General features: G+C 36.9%; 14 protein-coding genes. 2 read left to right on the forward strand and 12 right to left on the reverse strand.

All coding sequences use genetic code 11. The features are described 5' to 3' along the window. Positions 1 to 18 precede the first annotated feature (18 nt). The 3 genes from AQF98_RS18140 to AQF98_RS18150 form a co-directional block, all read right to left on the reverse strand. Entirely contained in the window at positions 19 to 522 is a 504-nt protein-coding gene (locus AQF98_RS18140; RefSeq protein ID WP_055133376.1) for an LptE family protein, read from the reverse strand. Positions 523 to 532: 10 nt separating this feature from the next. After that, positions 533 to 1,765 (reverse strand): sigma-54-dependent Fis family transcriptional regulator, encoded by a 1,233-nt coding sequence (locus tag AQF98_RS18145; protein WP_055133377.1) that lies wholly within the window; start codon positions 1,763 to 1,765, stop codon positions 533 to 535. Positions 1,766 to 1,856: 91 nt separating this feature from the next. Further along, complete coding sequence (locus tag AQF98_RS18150; RefSeq protein WP_055133378.1) at positions 1,857 to 3,398, reverse strand: MiaB/RimO family radical SAM methylthiotransferase; 1,542 nt, start codon at positions 3,396 to 3,398, stop codon at positions 1,857 to 1,859. A 140-nt stretch (positions 3,399 to 3,538) separates the two neighbouring features. Here AQF98_RS18150 and AQF98_RS18155 point away from each other — a divergent pair, with 140 nt between their 5' ends. Continuing rightward, positions 3,539 to 5,254: a hypothetical protein gene (locus AQF98_RS18155; RefSeq protein ID WP_055133379.1), complete on the forward strand. Its 1,716-nt coding sequence runs from the start codon at positions 3,539 to 3,541 to the stop codon at positions 5,252 to 5,254. 94 nt (positions 5,255 to 5,348) lie between these two features. After that, positions 5,349 to 7,148 carry a hypothetical protein gene (locus tag AQF98_RS18160; protein ID WP_055133380.1) on the forward strand — a complete coding sequence of 600 codons (1,800 nt, stop codon included), beginning with the start codon at positions 5,349 to 5,351 and terminating at the stop codon, positions 7,146 to 7,148. Positions 7,149 to 7,190: 42 nt separating this feature from the next. Here the strand turns inward: AQF98_RS18160 and AQF98_RS18165 are convergent, their stop codons facing one another. From AQF98_RS18165 to AQF98_RS18205, 9 genes are all read right to left on the reverse strand, one after another. Continuing rightward, positions 7,191 to 9,314 (reverse strand): S9 family peptidase, encoded by a 2,124-nt coding sequence (locus AQF98_RS18165; protein WP_055133381.1) that lies wholly within the window; start codon positions 9,312 to 9,314, stop codon positions 7,191 to 7,193. 133 nt (positions 9,315 to 9,447) lie between these two features. Further along, positions 9,448 to 10,512: a branched-chain amino acid aminotransferase gene (locus AQF98_RS18170; RefSeq protein ID WP_055133382.1), complete on the reverse strand. Its 1,065-nt coding sequence runs from the start codon at positions 10,510 to 10,512 to the stop codon at positions 9,448 to 9,450. A 54-nt stretch (positions 10,513 to 10,566) separates the two neighbouring features. Beyond that, positions 10,567 to 11,532, reverse strand: a complete 966-nt coding sequence (locus tag AQF98_RS18175; protein ID WP_055133383.1) for a tryptophan 2,3-dioxygenase family protein — start codon at positions 11,530 to 11,532, stop codon at positions 10,567 to 10,569. Positions 11,533 to 11,924: 392 nt separating this feature from the next. Then, entirely contained in the window at positions 11,925 to 13,313 is a 1,389-nt protein-coding gene (locus AQF98_RS18180; RefSeq protein ID WP_055133384.1) for a serine hydrolase, read from the reverse strand. 101 nt (positions 13,314 to 13,414) lie between these two features. Continuing rightward, the gene (locus AQF98_RS18185; protein WP_055133385.1) at positions 13,415 to 13,882 is read right to left on the reverse strand and encodes a hypothetical protein; all 468 of its coding nucleotides are present in this window, start codon (positions 13,880 to 13,882) and stop codon (positions 13,415 to 13,417) included. Between the two features lie 59 nt (positions 13,883 to 13,941). Further along, positions 13,942 to 14,388 (reverse strand): hypothetical protein, encoded by a 447-nt coding sequence (locus tag AQF98_RS18190; protein WP_055133386.1) that lies wholly within the window; start codon positions 14,386 to 14,388, stop codon positions 13,942 to 13,944. Beyond that, positions 14,378 to 14,956: an RNA polymerase sigma factor gene (locus AQF98_RS18195; RefSeq protein WP_055133387.1), complete on the reverse strand. Its 579-nt coding sequence runs from the start codon at positions 14,954 to 14,956 to the stop codon at positions 14,378 to 14,380. The genes AQF98_RS18190 and AQF98_RS18195 overlap by 11 nt, the downstream gene beginning before the upstream one ends. A 138-nt stretch (positions 14,957 to 15,094) precedes the next feature. Further along, positions 15,095 to 16,393, reverse strand: a complete 1,299-nt coding sequence (locus AQF98_RS18200; protein WP_055133388.1) for an HAD-IB family phosphatase — start codon at positions 16,391 to 16,393, stop codon at positions 15,095 to 15,097. A gap of 6 nt (positions 16,394 to 16,399) precedes the next feature. After that, on the reverse strand, positions 16,400 to 17,389 hold the full coding sequence (locus AQF98_RS18205) for an NAD-dependent epimerase/dehydratase family protein (RefSeq protein WP_369816940.1): 990 nt from the start codon (positions 17,387 to 17,389) through the stop codon (positions 16,400 to 16,402). Positions 17,390 to 17,415: the final 26 nt, after the last annotated feature.

The following is a 17,415-nucleotide window of genomic DNA, read 5'->3' on the forward strand; positions in this document are numbered from 1 at the left end:
ATTGAAACTTCAAATTCTTTACCATTGTGCAAAAGCACGGTTAAAAATATTTTCAGTTAACTGTACCGTTACCTTTTTGATCAATGCTTGTTCTTGCGATTGAAGGGATTGGCCAGCCAATGAAAAATCTGTAAAAGCAGTAAAAGGTTGTTCGAAACTTTCTTTCTCGTGACCTTTAACCTTGTTAATGTATTTAACAGAAACCGTGATGGTTAATCGGTTGGCACCGGCAATGGGCCTGGCATTATCCTGAATGGAAATAGGTTTGATATCATAATCTGTAATACGCCCTTCAAAAGAGGCGTCAACTTCTCCTGTCTGCGTGATGCTCAACTTACTTTGGTTACGGATACGTTCTTTAAAATCTTCAGTAAGTTGGGAACTTAGATAAGGGATTACCAATTGTGCATTGTTTTCAAAAAGTGAGATTTTTATCGTTTTTAGCCCCGTTGTAGAAGCTCCCTTAAATGAATAACAACCACTTAGCATTACCACTACCAAAACATAGATTATTTTTTTCATTTGTATCTTTTTAATTTAAGTTAAGTTCTTTGATTTTGCGATACAATGTACGTTCAGAGATTCCCAATTCTTGTGCGGCAAATTTACGTTTACCCTTATGCTTTTTTAATGCCTTTTTAATCAAGTCTGATTCTTTGTCAATTAAAGAAAGCGACTCTTCTACCTCTTCTGCATCATGCGCATAATTGTATTCTGTTGGCGCATTGGTTGAAGGATGTTTAATGGTTAAGGTAGCTTCGTTATGGTTTGGCAAATCTACTTCTTGGTACAGCTGATTGATGTATTGAGGGTTATCAGCCATAATATGCGAAGTGTTGCCACCATTCTGAATAATTTCTGCCACCAATTTTTTAAGCTCCATCATGTCCTTTTTCATATCGAACAGCACTTTGTACAAAATATCTCTTTCAGAGAAATCTTCTTTGTTGCTTCCATTAATCGTCATTGGCAGATTATTGGTCTGCTCGTTAGGGATGTAATTTAACAAAGCCTGTGCACTTACATTTCTATCTTTCTCTAGAACGCAAATTTGCTCTGCAATATTTTTCAACTGCCTCACATTTCCTGGCCAACTGTAATTACTTAAGATCTGAATGGCTTCTGGCTCTAATTGGATGCCCGGGCTACGGTATTTGTCGCTAAAATCGGCAGAAAACTTACGGAACAACAGATACACATCTTCTTTACGCTCGTGCAAGGCAGGGATACGCAAAGGCACAGTATTTAAGCGGTAATATAAATCTTCACGGAATTTCCCAGATTTAACACGGTTATATACATCTACGTTAGTAGCTGCAATAATCCTTACATCAGTTTTTTGAACTTTAGAAGAGCCTACACGCAGGTATTCGCCACTTTCTAAAATACGCAATAAGCGAGCTTGCGTGCCCAAAGGTAGTTCGGCTACCTCATCTAAAAAGATTGTTCCGCCATTGGCTACTTCAAAATAACCTTTACGTGCTTCGTGTGCACCAGTAAAAGAGCCTTTCTCGTGACCAAACAATTCAGAATCTATTGTCCCCTCTGGTATGGCACCACAGTTAACCGCAATAAAAGCACCGTGTTTACGGGTGCTCATCTGATGGATGATGTGAGAAAATACCTCTTTACCACTACCGCTCTCGCCAGTAATCAATACCGACATATCTGTAGGGGCAACTTGTCTGGCTGTATCTATTGCCCGGTTTAACAATGGCGAACCACCGATAATGCCGAACCTATTTTTAATATCTTGTATATCCATTTTTTATGTTATGGGTTGTGTGTTACGTGTTAAAGGTTTGGATCTCGTGCTTAACCGCCCAAACTTATAACCTGCAACTTGTAACTCGCAACTAATTTTCTATTACTCTACCTATCAATGTAGCCGATGTACAACGTTCTATATAAACATGGGCATACTCGCCTGGTTTTACAGAATCTGTAACAGGGAAAACCACCATTGCATTTTCGTCATTGCGGCCTCTATATTCTTTGTCAGATTTTTTAGAAAAACCTTCGATCAAAACTTTAACTGTTTTGCCTACAAAGTCTTCTAAACAAGCCAACGAATCTTCTTGTTGTTTTTTAAATATCTCTGCTAAACGACGGGCTTTTACGGCTTCAGGTACATCATCTGTATATTTACGGGCGGCTAAAGTACCGGGACGTTCAGAATAAGAAAAGGTATAGGCAAAGTTATACCTTGCGTAATCCATAATACTTAAAGTATCTTGGTGCTCTTCTTCTGTTTCTGTGCAGAAACCTGCGATGATATCTGCAGAAATTGCACAACCAGGAATAATTTTTCTGATAGCATCAATTCTGTTCATGTACCATTCGCGGGTATAAGTACGATTCATCAATGCTAAAATCCTCGAGTTACCCGACTGAACAGGTAAGTGAATGTAGTTACAAATGTTATCGTGTTGCGCAATGGTATATAAAACCTCGTCGGTAATGTCTTTAGGGTGCGAAGTAGAAAAACGAATCCTTAAATCTGGGCTAATGGCAGCTACCATGGTTAGCAACTGGGCAAAATTCACTTCAGCATGTCCTAAACCAGCTTTTAAACGATGAGAAGGCAATTCGCTCTCTTTGCTCAAAGCATCTAACAAGGCATCGCCTGTTAAGGTATTTAAATCGTCTGCTAAATCGTTGTGAGCTGTTTCTTCTGCCTTTGGCTGGTTCCATTGGTAAGAATCTACGTTCTGACCTAACAAAGTAACCTCACGGTAACCATTTTCGAATAATTCTTTGGCTTCGTTTAAGATTGAATATGGATCTCTGCTGCGTTCGCGACCACGGGTAAATGGCACTACACAGAAAGAACACATATTATCGCAGCCCCGCATAATTGAAATAAAAGCAGTAATACCATTGCTATTGATCCGAACCGGACTAATGTCTGCATAGGTCTCTTCTCGAGATAAAATTACATTTACAGCTTTATGTCCTTCTTCAACCTGACTGATCAATTGTGGTAAATCGCGGTAAGCATCTGGTCCAACCACTACATCAACCAATTTTTCTTCCTCTAAAAATTTAGCTTTTAAACGCTCGGCCATACAACCTAAAACACCCACAATTAATTTGGGGTTTCTGCGCTTCTCTACACCAAATTGCGACAGGCGGTTACGTACACGTTGCTCGGCATTCTCTCTAATTGAACAGGTGTTGATAAAAATTACATCCGCTTGGTGGTAATCTCCAGTGGTTTCGAAACCCGTATCGGCTAAAATAGAAGCTACAATTTCGCTATCGGCAAAGTTCATTTGGCAACCATAACTTTCAATGTACAGTTTCCTGCCATCGCCTTTTTTAGCAGCATCTAAAACTAAGGCCTCTCCTTGGCGCTCTTCATCGTGTTTCTTATCGGTAAGCTGTAAATCAATCATTAATTATTCAAATTTTATGGGGTTTCAAAAATACTAAATATAATTTATAAATGACAAATTGTCAGCATCAAAAATAACTCTCCTTACAAATTCCAAACAATACGGCTTAAATATTGTATTGTTTAAATCAACTTAAGTTTATGCCAATTCAAAAACGTAAAACAAAAAAAATAGTATGGTGGGTAGTAGGTATTTTACTTACGTTCATACTTTTAGTTGGCGCTGTAGCTATCTATTTTAGTGCAAAATGGAAGCCTATTGTTACAACAAAAATTAAAGAAGGAGTTTATGAGGGCTCTAATCATTTATATCGGATCGATTTTAAAGACATCCATTTAAATCTAGTAAGTGGCAATATTGTGTTAGACAGTATTCAACTGCAGCCAGACACCAATGTTTTTAATCAGCTCAAAAGCATAAAAAAAGCACCTACCCATTTGTTTAGAATCAAGTTGGCCCATTTGAAATTGAGCCGGGTAGGAATTTTAACGGCCTATTTTAAGAGAAAGATCAACATCAACTCGCTAACCTTAGAGAATCCTTCTATTGATATGGTTTACCATAAAGTGCCTAAACAGAAAGATACTGCCCGTACCGAGAAAACCCTTTATCAGCAAATAGAAAAGGCTATTAAAGCCATTAGAATAGGAAGAATTAGTATTATTGATGCCGATTTTGACTATTATAGTGGAGGGAAAAAACTAAATGCCATCAAACATCTTTCAGTTAATGTAAAAGATGTGCTCATCGACTCACTTTCGCAAAGCGACACAACTAGGTTTTTTCATGCCAAGGATATTGGTTTTGAACTGAATGGGTATAAATCGGTTACCAAAGACAAGATGTACACCCTAAAGGTTGATACCGTTCGTGGTTCGATTAGCAGAAAAACTTTGAAAGTAAAAGGGTTGAAAATGATTCCAATGTATCCTGATTTAACTTTTAGCCGCAAGTATAGCGTTCAAAAAGACCGTTACGATTTAAATTTTAGCGAATTGAGTTTGAGTGGGGTAGATTTTATCTCCTTAAATAACGATGGTAACCTCCATATCAAACGTGTGGCCATTGGTCCTGCGAAGGTGGCTATTTTTATGAATAGGGAATTACCCCCGCCGAATTTTGATAAGGGAAGGAATTATCCCCATAATGCTTTGAAACGTTTGCCTATTGAAACCTTAATAGATACGCTGAGTTTAAACAAGGTAGATATTGCGTATACAGAGTACAACCCAAAAGCTAAAGAACGTGGTACGCTTAAGCTCGATAATTTAAGTGGTAACGTTTTAAATTTAACTAACGATTCGTTAAGACTCACTAAAAATAACCATGCCCTTGCCAACCTGAGCACTTACATTATGGGTACAGGAAAAATGAATGTGAAGATAGATTTTAACCTGACCGATAAAAATGCTGCATTTAGCTACGTGGGCCATATCGGTACTTTTAACATGCAGGTGTTAAACCCACTTTCAAAATCGTTAGGCTTAATAGAAATTGAAAAAGGGACAGTGCAAAAAGCAGATTTTAGCATTACGGCAAACGAAAAAAGCTCAAAAGGGACCTTGCAATTTTATTATAGCGATCTTAAAGTTAACCTACTTAAAGAAGGAGATATGGGCAAGCCCAAAGAGAAAAAAGGGCTGTTGTCTTTTTTGGCCAATACTATTTTAATTAAGAATGATAACCCTAGCAAGGGCGAGGCTGTGCGAAGTGTAAATGTTGCTTTCGAAAGATTGCCACAGGCTTCTTTTTTTAACCTGATGTGGAAGAGTGTTTTTGTAGGGATTAGAGAAACAGTAGGAATTGGAGCGGTGCCAATGAAGCCTATACCTAAGCCTAAAAAGAAAAAAGAGTAAGTGTTATATCTATCTATCTTGGTTCTTGTCACACGAACCAAGATAGATGTTTAATAAAAAACGTATATTGGATGACACAAAATGAACATCTGATATGGCTGAACAAGCACCTCGAAAATTTAAGGTTTTAAAATGGATTCTTGGTATACTGCTTTTCATTTCTTTAGTTTTGGTTGGTGCTTCGTGGTACATTAGTGTAAAGTTTAAACCATTAATTAAGAAAGAATTAAAGGAGTTGGTGCAAACCTCAACCCACGGTTTATACAGTATAGATTTTTCTGAAATACACACCAATTTTATTACAGGTTCTGCTACAATTCACGATGTAGCTATAATTCCAGATACCAATGTTTATCGGACGTTGATTGCTGCTAAAAAGGCGCCTAATAACTTATATTACATTCGTTTAAAGCGGCTTGATATAAAGAAATTTCACCCTTTTGATATTTATTTTGATAAAAAAATAGACATCAGCTTGTTGTTGTTTGATAAACCGACTATTACGATGGTGAACAAACATTTTGATTTTAACGACAATAGACCGCCCCGTCCTAAAAAATCGCCTTACGATTATATTAAAATGTTATTTAAGTCTTTAAGAATAGAGACCATAGATTTTAAAAACGCTCGGTTTAAATATATCAACAATAATGGAGCAATACCCGACATCGATTCCGTAGCCAACCTCAATGTAAGTTTAAAAGATTGGCTAATCGACTCGCTTTCTGCTCAAGATACCACAAGATTATACTTGTTAAAGGACATCAATTTGAATCTGAACAATTATACCTATGCTACCCCAGATAGCATGTACCATATTAAAGTAGACCAATTGCATTTTAATGCATCGAGTGGAAAGGTAAACATTAAACAGTTTGGTTTGGTGCCTCGTTATAGCCAAAGCGAATTTGCAAAAGTAGCAGGTTATGCCAGAGACAGGTTTAGTATTTTGTTAAATAATATCAGTCTTGATGGCCTGAATTTACCTGCTTATTTACAGAAACAAGAATTGATTGCCAATGAAATGCATATTGCCGATGGTGGGGTGGCCGTGTTTAACGATAACAGTTTTCCTAAGCTTGAAAGGATCAAAACAGGAAGATTTCCACATCAATTGCTGCAACAGTTAAAAATGCAGCTCACGCTTAAAAAAATCAGATTGAGCAATATTGACATCAGTTATGCGGAGTTTGATAGAAATAGCAAACACATTGGCAAAATTACTTTCGGAAAAACCAGTGGGGTAATTACGAACGCTACAAATGAAGCAGCCTACAAGGCTACAAACCCAATGATGGAAGCCGATTTGGTAAGTTATGTAATGGGACAGGGTAAATTGGCGATCAACTTTAAGTTTTACTTAAATTCTCCAATAGGGGCATTTGATTATAAGGGCGCAATTACCAATTTAGATGGGCGAAGGCTGAACCAGATTACCAAACCTTTAGGTATGATTCAGGTAGATAAGGGGATGATTAAAGAGCTGGCATTTGATATTAAAGCCAATCAGAATGTAGCCAAAGGAAGTTTAGATTTTAGGTTTAATGATTTGTCTGTTGCTTTGCTGAAAAAAGAAGAAGGACGTGAGCGATTGGTTAAAAAAAGTTTGCTTTCCATTTTGGCAAATGCATTGATCATTTATTCTGATAACCCAAATGCAGAAGGAAAATTTACTTCGGCCAAAATTAATTTTGAAAGAAAGCCTACGGCCTCATTTTTTAACTTTATTTGGAAAACACTCTATCAAGGTGTAAAATATAGTGTGGGTGTAACGCCACAAAAGGAAGCAGAAATTAGAGCTCAGGTGGCCAAATTTGAAAAAATGAAAGACGACCGCGATCGGCGTAGGCTACGTCGGCAAATGAGGAAAGAACAAAAAGAAAATCCACATTAATACTTCATAAAAAAGCCCCGCATGTAGAGCGGGGCTTTTTGTTTATTTGATCAAACCCTCTGGAACTGGTTTGTTCAATAGGTTCTGATAATAGAAACGATATCTTTCTGCACGGTCGTGACCAGCTTTAGAAGGGCCAAAACCATGTCTGCTTCCTGGATAAATCATCAGTTCGAAATGTTTGTTGGTGTTGGTCAATTTATCAACCAATTGGATGGTGTTCTGTACGTGTACATTGTCATCCATATCGCCATGCATAATGCGCAATAGCCCTTTGTATTTGTCTACATAAGTTAAAACTGATGCCGCTTTATAACCTTCTGGGTTTTCTTGTGGAGTATCCATAAAGCGTTCTACATAATGTGTATCATATAATTCCCAACTGGTAACTGGTGCACCTGCGTAACCGAAATCAAAATCATCAGCGCCCATCGTTAAAGCTAAAGCACTCATGTAGCCACCATAACTATGGCCAGTGATCAATAATTTTTTATTGTCGACCCATGTTTGGGCTTTTAACCATTTAGCAGCAGTACTATAATCTTTCATTTCCCACTTGCCTAAATTACGGTGCATTAAGGCTACACCCTCTTTACCAAATTGGCCAGAAGCACGGTGGTCTACCGCAATCTGGATAATGCCTTCATTAGCCCACCATTGGTTGCTGGTACCTTTCCAAGTATTGGTAACTGTACCTGCGTTTGGTCCACCATAAATACTGAAAACAACTGGGTATCTTTTGGTTTTGTCGAAATCTGTTGGGTAGGTGATGGTTGCAGGCAATTGGTATTTTCCATCTTCAGAAGGAATAAAAATCAATTCGGTTTTGCCATAAATGTATTGGTCAAAATCATCAGCCTTGCTATCGCCAAGCTCTTTGATAATTTTTCCGGTATTGCTTAATAAAGTACGTTTTGGAGGGGTGGCTACATTAGAGTAGGTAGTGATAAAATATTTTCCATCTGGCGATAACTGTACTTGGTGGGTATAGTCGCCAAAAGTTAAACGTTTTAAATTCTTTCCATTATAACTTACACTGTATAAATCTGTACGTGTACTTGCTTCTTTGCGGGCGGTAAAATAGATCACTTTATTTTTCTCATCGGTATACAATAAGTTGCTTACCTGCCAATTGCCACTAGTTATTGGGTTAATCAGTTTGCCATCTAAAGTATACAAGTAAAAATGTGCCCACCCGGTTCTATCGCTTTTAAGGATATAGTGTTTGTTATCGCCCAGGTATTCAATTCTACCATCAAAATCTAAATCTACCCAAGAAGATTGTTTCTCGTCGTAAATCTCCTTTTTTGCACCGGTTATAGGGTCAACCGAATAGAATTTTAAATTATCCTGACCACGGTTAAGCCATTGTACCATCATGGTTTTGCCATCAAAGCTCCAATAAGGTGTGCCAAAATATTGGTCATCTTTTTCATTAAAATCTGCCCAAACTACTTTTCCACCTTGTGTAGGTACAAAACCAACTTTTACTTCTGGGTTTGGATCGCCCGCTTTTGGGTAACGTGTTTTTTCTACATAACCATGCTGTCCAGTTGAGCCATTAATTGGGAACATCGGCACTTTGGTATCGTCAAAACGCATAAATGCCAAGTGTTGACTATCTGGTGCCCACCAGAAAGCTTTATATCTGGTAGCACGGCCTAAAATCTCTTCAAAATACACCCAAGAAGAATAACCGTTGTAAATAACATCGGTAGCATCTGAAGTATAACGGGTCTCTTTACCTGTAGCCACTTCAACCGCATATAAATCGCTGTTTCTTGTAAAAGCTACATATTTTCCATCAGGAGATAAAGTTGGGTTCAGTTCTTCTGCAGGGTTATTGGTTAAACGTTTGGCTTCTTCTTTTCCATACTGGATATAAACATCTTTGTCTTTGATCATCACATTTACATCGCTTTTTGGAGGTGGGGTATAAGCAGTACGCGTACCTGTAGCAATATCAACTGCATACATTTTACGTTCTTTGCTATCCATTTCAATGTAATGCGTGCCATCGCTCCAACCCATAGTAGGGTTCATGGTTTTGGTTAAAGAGGCTTGTGTACCCAAGGCTTGTGCCTGAGACAATCTTTTTTGTTGGGCTTGGATCGAAGTGCTTAAACATAAGCTCATGGCTAAGCCGAAGAGTAGTGATTTATTCATGGTTTAAAATTTGGAAAGTCGAAATTACCAATTGTAAGAGGTTATCAAAAATTGTGTTACAGTTGTTACCCATGGGGCATAAAAAAAGCGTTTCGATTTTTAAATCGAAACGCTTGTAAGTTATCTTTAGCTTTTAAACAATCCAGTTCCAGCCAAATTTATCGGCAGCTAAACCATTGCGAATTTCGTTCAATTCTTTGGCAATGCCAGTAGAAATGGTACGGGTACTGCTATCGCTCAATTGATAAAGTTCACCTTCGTAGCCAATTTCGCCTATTTGGGTAACTGTTGCTGCGGTACCTACTGCAAAAGCTTCTGTTAATGTTCCATTTTTTGCACCTGCAATAATCTCTGCAACGGTAACTTTTCTTTCTTCAACGGTAATGCCTTTGTCTTTTGCCAAAGCAATAATGGTATCGCGGGTTACGCCATTTAAAATGGTTTCGCCAACTGCGGCTGTAATTAATTTGCCATCTAAAACAAACATCACATTGGCAGCACCAGATTCTTCAACAAAACTATGGGTAGCCGAATCGGTCCAGATCAATTGATCAAACCCTTCTTTTTGGGCCTGCGCAAATGGGTATAAAGAACGGGCATAATTACCAGCAGTTTTGGCATAACCAACACCACCTTCGTTTGCACGGGTATATTTAGTTTCAATTTTTACCTTTAATGCTTTGGTATAATAAGGGCCAGTTGGGGAAGCCAAAACCACAAATTTGTAATTTGAACTTGCTCTAACGCCTAAAGAATCGTCGGTTGCAAACATTACAGGTCTAAGGTACAAAGCATAGTTTTCTTGTGTTGGCACCCAGTCTCTATCCATATTGATCAATGTAGCAATACCTTGCATAAAAATTTCTTCGGGTATTGTTGGCATCGCCATGCGATCTGCAGAAATATTAAAGCGTTCAAAATTCTTGTCGGCTCTAAAAATGCTGATCTCGCCACTCGGCAGGCGATAGGCCTTCATGCCTTCAAAAATGGCCTGCCCATAGTGTAGGGCAGAAATTGCCGGGCTCATTGGAATTGGACCGTATGGTAAAATCTCGAAATTTTTCCATTCTCCATCTTCAAAATCTGCTACAAACATGTGGTCTGTAAAAATTTTTCCAAAAGGGATATCTTTAAACTCAGTTTCAGCCAACCTAGAGTTGCTGTTTTTTGTAATCTTAATCTGTAAAGTATCTATCACTGCCTTAGGTATTAATTTGATACAAAAGTACGAAAAAACAGGTTTAAACGCAACTTATTTTTCGTTTCGAAGTGTTTGTAATACACTAAGCACCCATCCTTTACCCCATTCTTCCATTTGTTCTGTAGTCCATAAAAACGGATAGAAAATACGTTTCTGAAAACGCGGAGGTAAGTATTTCTGCCAGTTGGTTCCACCAGTTGCAGCAATATCTACAGGATCTTTTTCTAAATACCGAACTGCCGATTTGTAATGCGATAGTGGCCACTCTACATTTACGTAAAGGTCTAATTTGCGCAACTCTTCTGCAAGTTGGCTTACATCTTCGCCTTTAGCAGCTAATTGATGGTATAAAGCCGAAAAATTACTGAACTCTCTCTCTTTGGCCAAGGCCAAAAACTCTGCAGCATATTTTTTAATGAACTGTTTTAAGGTTAAGGTTTGTTTGCCGGTAGCCAATTCTGTAGCGCCAAATTTCCAATAGATGTATTCGAACTTTTCTTCGATGCTGCTGTTGGTCAATTCTTCGCGTTTGCTTTTATCTACCAATCGGTTAAAGTCTGTAGCGCAGATCTCGATCATTCTGTATTGGCCTGATTGAAAACCACTAGCAGGCAATAAAGACATGCGGAACTTTAAGAACTGTTCTTTTTCCATACCGTTTACCATTACCTCAAAAGAGGTGGTTAAGGCATTGAAATAGGCATTGATTCTTTTTATACGGTCGGTAAAAAATTGAACCGTCAGTTCAGGATGTGTAGAAACCTGTTTACACTCGTGTAAGGCAAGCTTAAAGTAAAGCTCAGTAATCTGGTGGTACATGATGAAGATCTCTTCATCTGGGAAAGGTGTTTTGGGACTTTGTAAGCTCAATAGGGTATCCAAATGGATGTAGTCCCAATAGGTTAAAAAATCGGCATATAACAGGCCATCAAGGTAAGAAGCCATATCTTGGCCCATGGCTTCATATTTTTCTTGAAGCTTGTGTAGTTTGTCTTTTATTTCTGGTGTAAAATCCATGAATGATAATGATTAGTGATAATTAAAATGGTCGCAAAATTTAACCTGCAACAATAATTGTTTTACTAATCAACTAACTAGCTGGGCCTATCTATGATAAGAGAGAAATTGAAAATTTGTATCCACAATGAAAGTGACATAAATTAAAACAGCTTGTTTTTGCTTTGTTCAAAGTTATCCAATTAATTGGAATAAACCATTGTTTAGATTGAAAGCTGTATTATTGGGTAGAAATATGGTTAACAAAAATAGTTAACCATATTTCTAGAGCATCTAACCTAAGTTTTTAATAGCTTCAATATATTGATTGAATACGCGTGAAACAGCAAGCTTTAATGTTTAAGGAAGTCTACATCTACATTGTTTCTCGCGTAATTTTATTTAGCTCACAGTTACTTAATCCTTTTTGCTTCCATTTTACCTTTTCCCTGAGAAAAAGTAAGCTTGTATATATTTCTTTTTTCGTCCTTCTCAAATAGAATCGTCGCATCAAATTCTTTTAAGAAAAATAAAGTATCACTTACAGGATAAATTCTTAAAGGCGTTTGGTTTGTCATAGATGCATAGGGCACACCGCCCTTTAAAGTAATGAAAAACTCCATTCCTTCTTGAATTTTGTAGGCTCCAACAACTTTATTAAGCTGTTCTGGAGTTAAGGTTATTTCTTTTTTACCAGTTGGGTTTGGCTCCTGTAATCCATATAACGTGTAACGTATACTTTTGTTGATAATTTCAGAGCTTTCATGATTGAAAAGTATGATGATTGTTTTACCACTGTTAACATGTAATTCGTTTAACGTGAGATATCCACCCCAACCACCAGTGTGCGAAATTATCTTTCCAAATACTTTGCTACTATCCAATTGGAAACCATAACCATATTCAAAAGTTGAACCATTAGCCAGAATAGCTGGTTTGAACATTTCTTTTTTTACAGCTGTCGAGATAAGTCGATTATCATACAGCGCTCTATCCCATTTTAGTAAATCGATCACATTAGAAAATATTCCACCATCACCAACAACACCGCTAAGCATTTTTTGATCATTATATTCTTTCAATTCATCCGTAAGGACTAATTTTTTCAAGCTATCTGAAAAGGCATAAGAATACGCCAGGTTTTTAATATTAGGTAATGGGTTGTTACCGTTTTGCACAAACGTATTACTCATTTCTAAGGGTTTAAAAATATGCTTAGTCATAAAATCACGATATTTCAATCCAGAAACTCTTTCGATAATACTTGCTAATAATGCGTATCCGGTATTGCTATATTCCCATCTCGAATTAGGAACAAACAATACTTTGGGTTTTTCTTTAGAAAAATGAGCTATAATGTCATTGTTAGTAGCTATTTTAGTTTTGTCGAATGTTTTATTAAAAATATCCATGTAATCAGGTAAACCTCCAGTATGGTTGAGCAAGTGTTTTACGGTAATGCCTTTATAAGAGGAGAGCTCGGGAATGTATGTGGAAAAAGGCTCATCCAGGTTTAGGATCCCTTTTTCTTTTAACAGCATAATGCCTAACGCTGTAAATTGTTTGGATACCGAAGCTAAATCAAAAACGGAGTTTTCAGTTAATTTTTCTTTAGTGGCTTCATTAGCAAAGCCGAAGCTTTTACTATAAATGATTTGGTCCTTGTCGGCAATGAGTACATTACCATTTATTCGTCCTTTTTTATATAAGGAAATTAGCAAGCTGTCTATTCTTTGAATGTTGTTTTGTCCAAAAAGTGTAGAACTTGCGAACAAGAAAATGATTGCGATTTTATATTTCATTGTTTTATGTTTTTAAATTGATTTTACTTTTTAAAAGGCAATATCTTTCACTTTCCATCGGAAGATGGAGGTGATATTCCCAGGAATTTAATTGAATGGAACTACTTTTGCTGATTTTTTAAATAGAAGAAATAGCTTAGATAACTGGCACCAACACTAAATGCCATGATAGCCAAAGAATGAATGTTCAACGGCATTGTGTAATAGGTGATAATTAAACCAGTTCCAATGCCAAAGCATATAATGGCTAATTTCATGGCATCATCGTACTTGTTTTTCCCGTTTTTTTCAAGAATGGAAGCTGACAATTGCTCAGAAATTCCAAGATCAATAATTTTGTTTTTTAACCGATGTTCTAGAATGAATTTTACCAAATAAATTATAAAATAAATCAATAGTCCGATTGAAAGCACGGGTAAAAACGGTTCAACTTGAAAGCTTTTATCAGCTAAGATTAACTTGTTTAGCTCTAGATTAGAATCTACTGAAGCAGTAACAATGGGTTTCTCCTGTGAAAAAAGAAGAATTGGAGATAAAAAGCTGATACTGCTTAACATTATTTTTTTCATATGATCTATTTTTGAATGCTATCTAATTAGACCGACGACTTTTATTTCGGTTGCAAACTTTATGCTGTAAGTAATATAATTTTCTGCTTGTATTGTCTGAAAGTTACTGTCAAGAAGAAAATAAGAACACTCAAGGTAGACACAATTACAAATGCATTTGTAATGTTATTCATCTCTTGAAAAGTCTTAAAAATGGGTGTTATATAAGGAATGCAAACTACGAAAACAGTTAAAATAAAAATCCCTAGAAATGCATATAGAATGTAACTAGCGGTTGTTGACTTCTTATTTTTAAATTGCTCAATTTTAAGCATTGCAAGTCTTGTGGTATCAAATGGAAATGTTTCAGGCTCAATTTCATCAATCGCATGTAGTAAAGCTTGATATGATGTTACTTTAGCTTTGCAGACAGTGCATGTCGAAATATGTAAAACTATATCATCCTCTGATACTTTGTTGAAAACATGAGCTTGTATATCATTATCAGTAAGGTGGTCATTTTTCATAACAATTCATTTTGTAATTTTTCTCAATATTTTCTCTGAGTATTTTTCTAGCTCGGTATAAGTAGCTTTTAATCGTCCCTTCTGGCAAATTGGTGATTTCTGCAATTTCTTTATTGGGCAATTCTTCTATATGATAAAGTGATATTAATGTTTGATATAATGGGGGTAGCTTCCTAATCTCTTTGGAGAGTAATTTATTGACTTCATTTTTGAAAATCTCAGTCTCTATGTTTTCAGCCATTAAGATTGTATTTTCTTCTACTTCCTCAATGTCACACAGCGGAATTCTTTTCTTTTCCAAGTAATTTACAGTTGTATTGTAAGCAATTGTAGCAAGCCAGGTTGATAACTTGCACTCAAACTTAAATAATGGCAACTTTTGATAGGCCTTTAGATAAATATCTTGTACTAGGTCTTTTTGATTTTCCTCATTTGCAACCATTTTTCGAACAATTTGCGCAACCAGTCTTTCTGTATTTTTAACAACTATAGCGAATAATTGAGTGTTGCCATTCAATATCTTATCTACCAATAGTCTATCAGAAAATAGGTTGGTTTCATTCCCCATACCTTAATTAGACCACGAAATTCAAAGTAGGTTGCAAAATATTTCACTTTTACAACACTTTTGGAAATAAGATATCTAGGTACTTATCGTCAGATCAGAATATGGGAGGCGAAAAAGAAATAATTTTGAATTTATATATTAATATAAAACCCTAAACTTAATGGTGTTCTCTATCTTTTTCAAAGATTTGAAAAGTTGTTTATCATATTCTGCGTTGATATCGGTAATGGCATAACCCAATGTAGCGTTGGTCATTAAAAATTGGCCCACAATGTTGATGTTATGCTTGGCAAAAATGGTATTGATCTGCGCCATAATACCCGGCACGTTTTTGTGGATATGGATTAAACGATGCGATTTATCGATAGCCGGTAATTGCAGATTTGGAAAATTGCTGCTCATATAGGTCGTGCCCTTGTTCATGAAATCGATTACCCTTTTTGGAATAAACGTAGCACTTCTTGGGTTGCTTTTTACATCGTCAAAAACCACAATGCCCATTTCAGTACAGGTTTGAAACGAAAATTTGTTTTTAGCACTCCCCAAGTAACCAATGGTTTTAAGTTTAACTGCACGGGCTAATTTTTCATTTTCAAGCTTTTCGCCATCGGCCAATAAAATCATGCCCACATCGGCCACATATTTTTCTTCGAAAGAAGTTTTATGTCTGATCGAGAAACCGTCCCTTTTAAGCAAAGCAATACTTTCTTTGGGTACATCGCCAATTACTAAACAAAGAATCCTGTTTTTTGGGTACGATATCGCCCTTGGCAAATTGTTTACATACAAAAACTCATCAAAGCTTGGGGTAACATGGTCGGCTTTTGAAACAATGCTTTCTCTGGCTATATTTTCTGTAAAGGCAAAAAATTTTTTGATCAATCCACTTTCGCGCAACTGAAAATCTGAATAGCCATCGCCAATGCCATATAAGTTACCTTTTAAATCCATTTGACGCATCAATTTCACTTTTCCACCTTCTTCACTTAAAGGGTTGGCATGGTCGTAATCTATAATTTTTCCATCACCAGTAGTTACAAAAGTGTTGGCGTAAATGTTTTCCTTTTTAATGTGGTATTGGCTTACCACTGGAGTAATAAATTCTTTAAACCCACCAGAAACAATCAGTACCTCATCTGCGTGTTTTTTAAAGAATGCTGCATTTCGAGAGAATGAACTAGAAACCTTCTTTTTTAAACGGGTAATCAATTGTTTTAGATGATCTTCGTTGGCTTCCAATAGTTTTACACGTTGGGCCAAACTTTCTGAAAACGATAATTTGCCTTCCATGGCCAAATTGGTATAATCTTCAATCTTTTTAAAGATGGCTTCCTTATCGGGATGTTTGTTTAAAGAGATACGGGCCAGTTCATCTAAAGCTTCTACCTGTGTAAAAGTACTGTCGAAATCGATGATGTAAAAGTTCTTTTGTTCCATGGATGGTTATTTCAAAGCTTGGCAAACTTCAAGAATGCTCTCTTTTAAAGGTTTAAAGTGAATATGGATGGCGTTTTTGATCTTCGTATTGTTGTAGTAGCTTAAATTAAAACTACTTCTGGCCGCATCTCTGGTTAAAGCAGGCGCCTTGCCCGTAAACCAAGAGGCCAACTTGGCTGCTCTCCAGGCAATGCCCAACATCCAAGGCTTGGCTTCGGTAGCTGGTGCCTTCATTTCGAAACCTTTGGCAATTTCGGCAAAAAAATCTTTGTAGTTGAGGTTGTCTGCAGAAAGCGTGTAACGTTCTGAACTGATTTCGCTATTCATTAATGCAATCATACTTTTGGCAACATCTTCTACATCTACAATGCCGGTTGCGCCATCAGTATAAAATTTAAGCCCATCTTTAACCAATTTAAAAATGGCGCCGCTGCCCGTAAAACCAGCGTTTTTCCCAATAATTACAGCAGGGTTGACAATAACGGCATCTAAACCTTCGGCAATGCCACGCCAAACTTCCATTTCTCCTTCGTATTTAGAAATGGCATAGGCATGTACATGGGCATCATATTCCCAAAAATCTTTCTCTGTAATTTGTTCTCCCTTTTTGGCATTGCCCAAAGCTGCAATAGAGCTTACATGAACCAAACGAGCCTGATGGTGAATACACAGATTGACAATGTTAGAAGTACCTTCGATATTGATTTTTAAAAGCTTGGATTTATCTTTAGGATCAAATGAAATAAATGCCGCACAATGATAAACTTGGGTAATATCTTCGAAAGCATCGGCTAAAGTTTCAGGCTCATTAATGTCGGCAACAAACCACTCAACCAGCGCATTGCCTTCTAGTAGCTGCGGAATAGTGGAAGTGCTTCTTTTTAAAGCGCGAACCCTTAAATTTTGAGCGGTTAATTGATTGATTAATTCTGTTCCTAAAAACCCAGTTGCTCCAGTTACCAATATCATTTCATCTGTTTGTTCTCTTGTTTTCATCTGTCAGATGGAGCTTCTCCCTGTTT

Source organism: Pedobacter sp. Hv1, from assembly GCF_001412215.1.
Lineage (GTDB): Bacteria > Bacteroidota > Bacteroidia > Sphingobacteriales > Sphingobacteriaceae > Pedobacter.

Bases quoted from the DNA above. Each gene is read 5' to 3' on its own strand.
- AQF98_RS18145 (WP_055133377.1), bottom strand. From the start codon at position 1,765: ATGGATATACAAGATATTAAAAATAGGTTCGGCATTATCGGTGGTTCG.
- AQF98_RS18200 (WP_055133388.1), bottom strand. From the start codon at position 16,393: ATGGAACAAAAGAACTTTTACATCATCGATTTCGACAGTACTTTTACA.
- AQF98_RS18160 (WP_055133380.1), top strand. From the start codon at position 5,349: ATGGCTGAACAAGCACCTCGAAAATTTAAGGTTTTAAAATGGATTCTT.
- AQF98_RS18195 (WP_055133387.1), bottom strand. From the start codon at position 14,956: ATGGGGAATGAAACCAACCTATTTTCTGATAGACTATTGGTAGATAAG.
- AQF98_RS18205 (WP_369816940.1), bottom strand. From the start codon at position 17,389: ATGAAAACAAGAGAACAAACAGATGAAATGATATTGGTAACTGGAGCA.
- AQF98_RS18180 (WP_055133384.1), bottom strand. From the start codon at position 13,313: ATGAAATATAAAATCGCAATCATTTTCTTGTTCGCAAGTTCTACACTT.
- AQF98_RS18185 (WP_055133385.1), bottom strand. From the start codon at position 13,882: ATGAAAAAAATAATGTTAAGCAGTATCAGCTTTTTATCTCCAATTCTT.
- AQF98_RS18150 (WP_055133378.1), bottom strand. From the start codon at position 3,398: ATGATTGATTTACAGCTTACCGATAAGAAACACGATGAAGAGCGCCAA.
- AQF98_RS18140 (WP_055133376.1), bottom strand. From the start codon at position 522: ATGAAAAAAATAATCTATGTTTTGGTAGTGGTAATGCTAAGTGGTTGT.
- AQF98_RS18165 (WP_055133381.1), bottom strand. From the start codon at position 9,314: ATGAATAAATCACTACTCTTCGGCTTAGCCATGAGCTTATGTTTAAGC.
- AQF98_RS18175 (WP_055133383.1), bottom strand. From the start codon at position 11,532: ATGGATTTTACACCAGAAATAAAAGACAAACTACACAAGCTTCAAGAA.
- AQF98_RS18155 (WP_055133379.1), top strand. From the start codon at position 3,539: ATGCCAATTCAAAAACGTAAAACAAAAAAAATAGTATGGTGGGTAGTA.
- AQF98_RS18190 (WP_055133386.1), bottom strand. From the start codon at position 14,388: ATGAAAAATGACCACCTTACTGATAATGATATACAAGCTCATGTTTTC.